This is a genomic window from Lutibacter sp. (genome assembly GCF_041596795.1).
Lineage (GTDB): Bacteria > Bacteroidota > Bacteroidia > Flavobacteriales > Flavobacteriaceae > Lutibacter.
In genome coordinates this window covers 1-10,477 of the sequence record NZ_JBFHHX010000117.1, presented here as the reverse complement: position 1 = coordinate 10,477, position 10,477 = coordinate 1, and the positions used below count along the sequence as shown (strand labels likewise).

7 protein-coding genes are annotated in these 10,477 nt (G+C 29.1%); 5 read left to right on the top strand and 2 right to left on the bottom strand.

From position 1 onward, the window contains the following. Positions 1–2,622, top strand: a 2,622-nt coding sequence (locus ABY298_RS12245; RefSeq protein WP_372746347.1) for a methylmalonyl-CoA mutase family protein, incomplete at its 5' end; no start/stop codon positions are given. A 176-nt stretch (positions 2,623–2,798) separates the two neighbouring features. Beyond that, positions 2,799–3,338 (top strand): sigma-70 family RNA polymerase sigma factor, encoded by a 540-nt coding sequence (locus tag ABY298_RS12240; protein ID WP_372746346.1) that lies wholly within the window; start codon positions 2,799–2,801, stop codon positions 3,336–3,338. A gap of 22 nt (positions 3,339–3,360) precedes the next feature. Here the strand turns inward: ABY298_RS12240 and ABY298_RS12235 are convergent, their stop codons facing one another. Together ABY298_RS12235 and recQ are read right to left on the bottom strand one after the other, a co-directional pair. Then, positions 3,361–4,575 (bottom strand): ATP-binding protein, encoded by a 1,215-nt coding sequence (locus ABY298_RS12235; protein ID WP_372746345.1) that lies wholly within the window; start codon positions 4,573–4,575, stop codon positions 3,361–3,363. Positions 4,576–4,657: 82 nt separating this feature from the next. After that, entirely contained in the window at positions 4,658–6,766 is a 2,109-nt protein-coding gene (gene recQ / locus ABY298_RS12230) for a DNA helicase RecQ (RefSeq protein ID WP_372746344.1), read from the bottom strand. Positions 6,767–6,923: 157 nt separating this feature from the next. Between recQ and ABY298_RS12225 the strand changes: the two genes are divergently transcribed. The 3 genes from ABY298_RS12225 to ABY298_RS12215 form a co-directional block, all read left to right on the top strand. Next, positions 6,924–8,672, top strand: a complete 1,749-nt coding sequence (locus tag ABY298_RS12225) for an ATP-binding protein (protein WP_372746343.1) — start codon at positions 6,924–6,926, stop codon at positions 8,670–8,672. A gap of 315 nt (positions 8,673–8,987) precedes the next feature. Next, a complete protein-coding gene (locus tag ABY298_RS12220) occupies positions 8,988–9,242 on the top strand; it encodes a hypothetical protein (RefSeq protein WP_372746342.1) in 255 nt (84 codons plus the stop codon). A 2-nt stretch (positions 9,243–9,244) separates the two neighbouring features. After that, positions 9,245–10,477 (top strand): amidase family protein (locus ABY298_RS12215; protein WP_372746341.1); only part of this gene is annotated, 1,233 nt, incomplete at its 3' end.

Here is a 10,477-nt window from a genome sequence, read left to right as displayed (position 1 = left end):
TCAAAACATGTAACTGACGCTGTAAATATTTTAAAAGTTGCTGGTTTTGATTTGGTGATTTTAGAAACTTCGGGTATTGGACAAAGTGATACTGAAATTATAGATCATTCTAATGTATCATTGTATGTAATGACACCAGAATATGGGGCTGCAACACAACTAGAAAAAATTGACATGTTAGATTTTGCAGATATTATTGCGCTAAACAAGTTTGATAAACGTGGTGGTTTAGATGCTTTAAGAGATGTAAAAAAACAATACCAACGCAACCATAATTTATGGGATAAAAATGTTGATACAATGCCTGTTTATGGTACAATTGCATCACAATTTAACGATCCTGGAACAAACAAACTCTACAGTGCTATTATTCAAAAATTAAATGAAAAAACTGCGTTTAAAGCTAGTAGTTCGTTCAAAATAAGTGAAAATTTAAGCGAAAAACAATTTATAATTCCACCAAACAGAACACGTTATTTATCTGAAATTACCGAAAACAATAGAGCTTATACAAAAGAGAGTCATTATCAAAAAGAAATTGCTCAAAAGCTTTTTGGTATTTATAAAACAATTGAATCTGTTTGTTCAATTAAACCTGAATTAAATCAAATTGGATTGAATGAAGATGCGGTTCTGAAACACACTTCGGCTACGCTCAGTGACCAATCCAAAGAATTAATTGTTCTTTTATTTAAAGAATTTTCAAGAGTTAAAATGGATTTAAATCCACATAATTGGAATACAATTTTAGGTTGGGAAACAAAAAAACAATCCTATCAAAATGAAATTTATTCCTATAAAGTTCGTGGAAAAGAAATTAATATTAAAACACATAGCACATCACTTTCTCATCTTGAAATTCCAAAAATTTCGCTACCAAAATATGAAGCTTGGGGTGATATTTTATTTTGGAGTTTAGAAGAAAACGTTCCTGGTGAATTTCCTTTTACAGCCGGACTTTTTCCATTTAAAAGAACCGGTGAAGATCCAACAAGAATGTTTGCTGGTGAAGGCGGTCCGGAACGTACAAATAGGCGTTTTCATTATGTAAGTTTAGGAATGCCAGCAAAAAGACTTTCTACAGCGTTCGACTCTGTAACTTTATATGGAAACGACCCTGAAATAAGACCAGATATTTACGGAAAAATTGGAAATGCAGGAGTTTCTATTTGTTGTTTAGATGATGCTAAAAAATTGTATTCTGGCTTTGATTTAACAAATGCAATGACATCTGTTTCAATGACAATAAACGGTCCTGCTCCAATGATGTTAGCCTTTTTTATGAATGCAGCCATTGATCAGGAATGTGAAAAATACATTTTAAAAAACGGTTTAAAAACTGAAATTGAAGAAAAAATAACTGCTATTTATAAGAAAAAAGATGTTGAACGCCCACAATATCAAGGAAAATTACCAGAAGGAAACAATGGTTTAGGTTTACTTTTATTAGGTGTTACGGGTGATGAAGTTTTGCCAAATGACGTGTATCAAAAAATTAAAACTGATACCATTTCAACAGTTAGAGGAACTATTCAGGCAGATATTTTAAAAGAAGATCAGGCGCAAAATACGTGCATTTTCTCCACAGAATTCGCCTTGCGTTTAATGGGTGATGTTCAAGAATATTTTATTGAAAACAATATTCGTAATTTCTATTCAGTATCTATTTCGGGCTATCATATTGCTGAAGCTGGAGCAAATCCAATTTCACAATTAGCTTTTACTTTGGCTAACGGATTTACCTATGTAGAATATTATTTATCTAGAGGAATGGATATTAATAAATTTGGTCCAAACTTATCATTTTTCTTCTCCAACGGCATTGATCCAGAATATGCTGTAATTGGAAGAGTTGCCCGTAAAATTTGGTCAAAAGCATTAAAAAATAAATACGGAGCCAATGAACGTGCTCAAATGTTAAAATATCACATTCAAACATCAGGAAGAAGTTTACACGCACAAGAAATTGACTTTAACGATATTAGAACTACATTACAAGCTTTGTACGCTATTTATGATAATTGCAACAGTTTACACACCAATGCATACGACGAAGCTATTACAACTCCAACCGAAGAAAGTGTGCGAAGAGCTATGGCAATTCAGCTAATTATTAATAAGGAATTAGGTTTAGCAACCAATGAAAATCCTATTCAAGGATCGTTTATTATTGAAGAATTAACCGATTTAGTAGAGGAAGCTATTTATAAAGAATTTGACAGAATTACAGAACGTGGTGGTGTTTTAGGCGCTATGGAAACTATGTACCAACGCAGTAAAATACAAGAAGAAAGTTTGTATTACGAAACTTTAAAACATTCTGGCGAATTTCCTATTATTGGTGTTAATACTTTTTTAAGTAGTAAAGGTTCACCAACTATTTTGCCGCAAGAGGTTATTAGAGCAACTGAAGAAGAAAAACAATATCAAATTACAGTTGTAAATAATTTAAACAAAGGAAATACCGAAAGAGTTGAAAAACAAATTGAACTTTTAAAACAAAAAGCTATCAATAATAAAAATATATTTGAGCAATTAATGGAAGCTTGTAAAGTGTGTTCTATTGGACAAATTACCGAAGCTTTATTTGAAGTTGGCGGACAATACAGAAGAAATATGTAATTTTTTTGTTTATAAATGCATCTTTTTACTATTTTATAAGTCTATTAAGTGAACTTAATATTTAAAATTATGAAAAATAAAAATGAATGTACTTGCAACTGTGATGGTTGCAAAACTGGAAATTGTAAAAACTGTACTTGCCAAAATTGTAATTGTACAAATTGTAATTGTTAAAAATGACAACAAATCAAGTTTGGACAAAATATTCGGCAGACTTAAAACAATTTATCATCAGCAAAGTGAAAGACTCATCTGTTGCTGATGATATTTTGCAGGATACCTTTATTAAAATTCACACAAAACTTCATACATTAAAAGATTTAAATAAATTAAAATCTTGGATATTTTCAATTGCTAGAAATTCTATTACAGACTATTTTAAATCTAGAAAAATTGTGTTTGATTTACCTCAACTAGAAACGGATTTTGAGTTAGAAGAAAAAAATCATACTGAAGAAGATTGCTTGCGTGGAATTTTAAAAAACCTCCCTAAAAAATATAGAGATCCCTTATTTTTATCTGACATAAAAGGCCTTAAACAACAAGAAGTTGCCGAAGCTTTAAATTTACCTTTGCCTACTGTAAAATCTCAAATTCAAAGAGCTCGAAAATTAATTGCTCAAGGATTTATGGATTGTTGTGGATTTATTATTAACGATAAAGGTTTATTACAAGGAGAATTAAGAGATAAAAAAGATTGTAATGTTTGTAATTAAATTTTTTGAGCCTTTTTAAAATTTATTCATCCTTTAAAAGCACTTTAAATACACTACCTTTATTAACCTCACTTTCAACTTTTATTTCTCCACCTATTTTTTCCAAAAATTCTTTACATAAAATTAATCCTATTCCTGTTCCCATTTCTCCATTTGTTCCTTTTGTAGAAATTGTTTCATCTATTTTAAATAAGGTATTTAAAGTTTCCACACTCATTCCAACACCAGTATCTTCAACTACAATCTCAACACCTTTTGTAATAGCATCAATATTTATTTGTGAACAACTAATTTTAATACTTCCTCCAATATTTGAAAACTTTATAGCATTAGAAACTAAATTTCTTAGAACTGTAGATAGTATATATTTATCCGAATTAACAAACAATTCCTCATCACAATTTAAACTGTATTCCAATTTTTTTTCATCAATTTTCTCAATGCTTAAATCAATTGCACTTGCAATAATTTTATTTATATGAATACTTTCTTTATGAATTTGAATTTTATTTGATTGTGATCTTGACCACTCTAAAAGATCGCTTAACAGCATAAAAGATTTATTTGCTGATGAAAGAATAATTTTAAGATAGTTTGCTATTTTATCAAATTTATTGTTTTTAATATTATCAATACACAATTCAGTAAACCCAATAATGTTACTAATTGGCGTTCTTAAATCGTGACCTATTATTGAGAAATATTTATCTTTCATCACATTCAACTCCTTGTATTTTTTCTTACTTTCAAGCAGTGAACGTTCTGTGTTTTTTTGGTGTGAAATATCTGTAACAGAACAAAGAACACCTATTGGTTTTTGATCTCCTGTTTCACTATAAATGGGCGTTTTATCTACTTTTAACCATTTTAAGCCATTACTACCTAACACTTCCCATTCCTCCTTTTCATGAATTTCACCAGCCATCACTTGTTTATCGCCTTTTATATATTCTGCTGCTGCTTCTGCCGGAAAAAAATCATAATCAGTTTTACCAATAATTTCTTCTTCAGTTTTACCTAAAAAATCACAAAAAGATTGATTTGCATTTATATAAACCGAATTTATATCTTTTACAACATAAATGTATGGCGTAGCATTTAAAATATTTTTAAAAAAATCTGGCTTGAAACTATTTGAATTTGATTTGTATTCTTTTTTATAGAAACTTAATTCAGCTTCTAACTCAATAATTCGTTGTTGAAGTTCATCATAGGTAATATTAGGGGTTTCATTCATGAAAAGTAATTTGAGGGAATATAATAAAAAAATGAATAAATCCCAAAAAAACAACTACATACCGTACGTATGCTAAGTGTTTTTAATTATCTATTATAGTAAGAGCCAATCTAATTTTATAATAATCTATTTCACCATTAAAATGTTCAAAATAGGGTTTTAATGCTTGTGGATTTTCTAATTCTTCTTTTGCTTTTCTTACTTTTTCAACTTCTTCATTGCTTACAAATTTGTAAATATCAATATCTTTTCCATCGGCATAAAGTTTAGCTAAATGCGAAAAAATAGTGGTAGATTTTAAATCTCTTTTTTCAGCAATTTCATCAATGGTAAAACCGTTTTTATACATTTCATAAGTAACCAAATTGGTATCTTTCTTACGTGGTTTTTTATTTTTTTCACCCATAAATTTTACAATTTCGGCAATAAATTCTTCGCCATAAACTTCTAATTTACGTTGTCCAACTCCACTTATTTCTAAAAAATCACTTTCACTCATTGGCCTTGCCCTTTCCATTTCTTTTAAAGTAGCATCGCTAAATACTAAATAGGCAGGAATATTTTCGTCCAAAGCAATTTCATGACGCAATTTTCTTAAGCGTTCAAATAGGCCTTCTTTTTTAGCTTTTGTTACTTTTGGATCTTTTTTATCAACTACAACTTCCTGAATATCAATTGGACGCGTTAAACTAACCTTTTCTTTTTCAAACAATACTTTTTTTGAAAAACTTGTTAAACGCAATGCATTATTTTTATGAAAAGCAATTTCGCAATAGCCTTGATTTATAAGTTGAATAATATATTGCTGCCAATCTCGCCAAGAAATATCATTTCCTACACCGTGCGATTTTAGTTTATCATATCCTTTTTCCAAAACCGTTGCATTATGCGCGCCTCTCAACACATCTATTACAGTTCCAATAGCTTCACTTTCATTTAAACGTGTAATTACAGACAATGCTTTTTGCGCAATTATTGTTCCGTTAAAAACCTGTGGCGGATTTTTACAAACATCACAATTTCCGCAGTTTTCTGATAGCAATTCACCAAAATAACTCAATAAAATTTTTCTTCGGCAAGTAGTTGCTTCAGAAAATTGTTTCATCCGTTCTAATTTTGCTACTTGAACTTCTTCATTACTTGCGCCACTCATAAATTTTCGTAACTGAATAACATCAGAATAGCTATGAAACAACAAAGCTTTTGCATCTAAACCATCTCGCCCACAACGTCCAATTTCTTGATAATAACCTTCAATATTTTTAGGCATATTGTAATGAATTACCCAACGAACATTGGATTTATCAATCCCCATTCCAAAGGCAATAGTAGCACAAACAACTTGAGTTTTATCGTAAATAAAATCTTCTTGAGCTTTGGTACGTTCTAAAAAATTTAAACCCGCATGATAGGCTTTTGCATTAATACCATTTTGTTGTAATTTCTCAGCCAATTGCTCGGTAGATTTCCTACTTAAACAATAAATAATTCCGGCTTCATTTGGTTTTTTATTAATAAATTTAATAATCTGCAACACTCTATCGTTTGCCGGACGCACTTCTAACTCAATATTTTTTCTATCAAATGATGATAAAAACTGTGTGGCTTTTGGAATGCTTAACTGTTCTAAAATATCTTTTCTGGTAGCTTTATCAGCCGTAGCTGTTAACGCAATAATTGGTGTATTTGGTAATTGCTTTTTTAAAAAACCTAACTGTTGATATGACGGACGGAAATCATGTCCCCAAGACGAAATACAATGTGCTTCATCAATAGCAATACAACTTATAATATCTTCATTCAATATATTTTCTAGCAAGCCTAAACTCTCTGGCGCAACATATAGTAACTTTATTTTTTTTGTATAAATTTTATCAAAAATCTCATCTTGCTCAAATTTTTCCTGACTGCTGTTGTAAAAATCAGCTGCAATTCCGTTGGCATTTAATCCATCAACCTGATCTTTCATTAAGGCTATTAATGGTGAAATTACCAAAGTTACTCCTTCAAATAATAATGCAGGTAATTGAAAACATATAGATTTTCCGCCACCAGTTGGCATAATTACCAAATTATCTTTTTTCAATAAAACAGACTCAACAATGGCTTGTTGTTGATCTCTAAAACTATCAAAACCAAAATATTTTTTTAACGTAGGAAGTATTTTTTCTTGGGTTTCTTTTAATAGCATTTTAAAGATTTAATGGAATAATTTTACTTAATTTTTAAAGAAACAAAAATACACTATTTCAGCATTTCAACTAAGCCAATTAAAAATTAATTAGATTTAACTGAAACTAAATAAAAAATTTGTACCTTTAATATGCTATACCCCAAACCTTTATATTTTGGATAAAAAATACAACTCTACATATAAAAAATTTAGTGTTTTTCTTTTTATAACTAGCACTTTGTTTGTTTTGTTATTTATAGCTTTATTTTATTATACTACAGTTCAAGAACAAAACATATACCAAAGCACCAACAATCAATTTTCACATGAAATAAATTCATTAATGAAATTAAAATCTGCTGAACGCTATAGCATTTCTGTAGATTTTACTTATTGGGATGAATTTATAGATTTTATTTATGGCGAAAAAACGCCTGCAGCTAATTTATGGTATGAAATTAATGTTGGAAGTGCTTTAGAAAATTTTGATGTAGATTATTTTGGAACTTATGATAAAAATGGCAACCTTATAATTGAAAATATTAGAGAAAAAATTAGTGGTTCACAAATCATATCTAAATCCGTACTTCCATACATTTTTAAAGAACGCTTAACAAAATTTTACTATAAAATTCCACAAGGCATACTAGAAATTCATGCAGCTACCATACATCCGTATAGTGATCCAAAAAAAACAAAAACAGAACCTGAAGGTTATTTTATTGTTGGAAAATTATTAGATAACGAGTATTTTAATGCACTTAAAGATATTTCTAGTTCTTCATCTATTCAATTAGTAAGTCCAAATTTTATTGACCAACCAAATGAAAAAAAAATTAGTACTATTATAAACTTGAAAAATGAAAAAGGAGAAGTTATAAATAAACTTATTTTTAAAAGACCTTTTACTTTAAACTATAAAAATTCTAAAAGTATTTTAATAATTATCATTACGTCCTTCATTATATATTTAATTGCTAGCATTATTTTATTTAAAAAAGTTATTTATAATCCTTTAAACTTAATTACAAAAACTCTTGAAAAGAACAACAAAACTGCTCTAAACAAATTAATTGCCCAAAAAAGTGAGTTTGGGCATATTGGAAACCTTATTTTAGAAAGTAATATTAACAAGGAAAATTTAAAAATTGCCAAAGAGAAAGCAGAAGAAAGCGATCAATTAAAATCTGCATTTTTAGCAAATTTATCTCACGAAATAAGAACTCCAATGAACGGGATAATTGGTTTCTCTAATTTACTAGACAATGAGGGGTTAGATGAAACAAAAAAATCAAGATATATTACTATAATTAAAAAATGTGGTTCTAATTTATTAGCAATAATTGATGATTTAATTGAAATGTCTAAAATAGATGCAAATCAAATGAAACCTACATTAAATACATTTGATTTAAACCAATGCTTAACAGACATAAAAGAAACATCAACAGTTACAATACCCAATGAAAAACCTATTGAACTTATTTTACAAACCCCAAAAAATTCTGAAACATTTCAAATACTTAGTGATGAAATAAAACTAAAACAGATTATTGTAAATTTAATTAATAACGCTATTAAATTTACCCCAAAAGGCACTATCACATTTGGATATGAATTAGATTTAGACAGTGAAAAAATTATTTTTAAAGTAACAGACACTGGCATTGGAATTAAAACAAATGAACAAAAAGATATTTTTAATCGATTTAGAAGAATAAAAGCAAATAACACCATAAATATTAGCGGCCTTGGATTGGGTTTAGCAATTTCTAAAGCTTATGTAGAAATGTTACAAGGAGAAATTTGGGTAACATCAGAAGAAAATATAGGATCCACTTTTGCCTTTACAATTCCTTTAAAACCAGATTTATTAAGTGAAGATGATAAAAATATAAATAACACTGAGTACTACGTTTTCTAATAATCCCAATTTTTATTTAAAATAAAATCACGTATTTCATTACTACTTTTTTAATGAATTCTTAAAAAACACATGTAATTAACAAATTAGAAGAAATTGAAATAAACCAGCTTATTTTTAACTTTAATTCAAAATATCTATTATTGAATGCATAGCCTTTATTATTATAGTAAAAATTACTGCAAATGTTTATTATTAAGGCACTCAACCCAAGGTTAACACTAAAAAAAACGTGCATCGCTCATAAAACTTTCGTAATTTTGCATACTTCATGTTTAATATCATAAACTAAAAAATAAAGAGATGAGTAAAATTATGACAGTCGACATATTGTCGAGTATTAAAGGAGCACAACCATCTGAGGCTGTGAACAAATTATTTGATGTGATTAAAAACGCACATACCAATAATAATTCTTTAAATAATGTCAATTATAATTGCTTATCAATCAATAATTTAAGAGAAGATGTGGTAATAGAAAGTTCGGCTATTGAAAAACAACTAATTATAGAAAACTTTCCAAACAAAAAAAACGGCTATTTAGTAGTTGCTAAAATTATTGAAGACTAATTATGGAATCTCAAATAAAACAATTGCACCAAAAACTGGTGACAAAACAAATAACTTGTACAGCTTTGGTACAAGAAAAATTAGAACTACTTAAAAAAAATACGCACAATACTGTTAATTCTTTGTTAGATACTTTAGCGCTAGATTTAGCTGCAAAAGTAGATGCTAAAATTGCAAAAGGTGAAGAAATTGGCTTGTTAGAAGGAATTCCTTTTGGAATTAAAGATGTGTATATGTTACAAGGAACAATTGCAACAGCAAGTTCCAATTTATTAAAGAATTATAAATCGGCTTACACCGCAACGGCAATTCAAAAATTATTAGATGCTGGCGCAATTCCTTTAGTGAAAGAAAATTGCGATAGTTTTGGACACGGTTCATCTAGTGAAAATACTATTTTTGGCGCTGTTAAAAATGCTATAAATACCAATTTAGTTGCAGGTGGTTCTAGTGGTGGATCTGCAGTAAATGTTGCTTTAGATTACACCGTTTTTTCAATTGGTGGAGATACTGGAGGTTCTATTCGTCAACCTGCTGGTTACAACAATATTTACGGTTTAAAACCAACATACGGACGTATTTCTAGATATGGTTTAATGGCCTACGCATCCTCAACAGATTGTGTTGGACCGTTAGCAAAATCTATTGAAGATATTAGAATTGTATTAAATGTAATGAGTGGAAAAGATTCGAAGGATCAAACTTCTATTTCTTCAACAGAAATTAGTGAAACAGCTATTTTAAAAAACACTGTTAAAACTGTTGGTTATTTTAAGAATTTTATTGAAAATGATGCTATTGCCCCTAAAGTTAAAGCCGATTTTTTACAAAGTATTGAAAAAGTTAAGCTAAAAGGAATTAAAGTAAAAGAATTAGATTTCTTTCCATCAGATATTTTGGTTTCAACGTATTATACGTTGGCAATGGCCGAAACAGCTTCTAACTTATCGCGTTTAGATGGCACAAACTATGGAAATAGAATTGAAGATAAAAATTTGAAAGAAACCTATGCAGTAACGCGTTCAGAAAATTTTTCAGAAGAAACAAAACGAAGAATTGTTGGTGGAAACCAAGTATTATCGCAAGGTTTTTCTGATGAAATTTATTTAAAAGGATTGGCTATTCGCGATCAAATTGCTGCAAATTTCACTAAAGATTTTGAAGAAGTTGATATTATTTTATCGCCAGTTACACCTATGAGTCCACCAAAAATTGGAGATAGCTTAAAAGATCCT